The following is a 472-nucleotide window of genomic DNA, read 5'->3' as shown; positions in this document are numbered from 1 at the left end:
TGCGGGGAGCCGCTTGTGCGCCGACGCGCGGTGACGCCCGAGCAGGTCCGCGACGAGTTCGCGGTCGACCGCGCCGAGGTCGGCGCCGGTCCCGGCGTCGGCCGCGGCAGGTTCGCCCTCCGCGAGCGCCGCCGCGATCCGCTCGACGACGGACTCGGGACTGAGCCCGCGGTCAACCCCGAGGTGGAGGACCGGGTCGATGACCTCGTACGGGGCGCCCAGGTCGTCCGCGTCGCGCTGTCCCGGGAGGAAGCCGGCCGTCGGCGCCTTCTCGACGACGAACTCCGGCACGTCGAGTTCGCTCGCGGGCGCCCGCACGTCGGTCTTGTAGGGGTGGCCCAGGGGGAACAGGTCGGCCGCGCCGTCGCCGTGTTTCGTCAAGTAGCCGAGCAGGAGCTCGCTCCGGTTCGCCGTGCCGCAGACGAGGCGGTCCGTCGCGTTCGCGGCGAGGTAGGCGACCGCCATCCGGAGG

At 74.8% G+C, this 472-nt stretch carries 1 protein-coding gene; it reads right to left on the bottom strand.

Annotated elements, in window-relative coordinates; all coding sequences use genetic code 11:
- Positions 1-472 (bottom strand): NAD(+) synthase (gene nadE, locus DVK03_RS19445; RefSeq protein WP_121593847.1); only part of this gene is annotated, 472 nt, incomplete at both ends.

Source organism: Haloferax sp. Atlit-109R, assembly GCF_003665865.1.
Classification (GTDB): Archaea; Halobacteriota; Halobacteria; order Halobacteriales; family Haloferacaceae; genus Haloferax; species Haloferax volcanii.
Note: the sequence above shows the minus strand (reverse complement) of the source record. Positions and strands in the feature narration are given on the sequence as shown.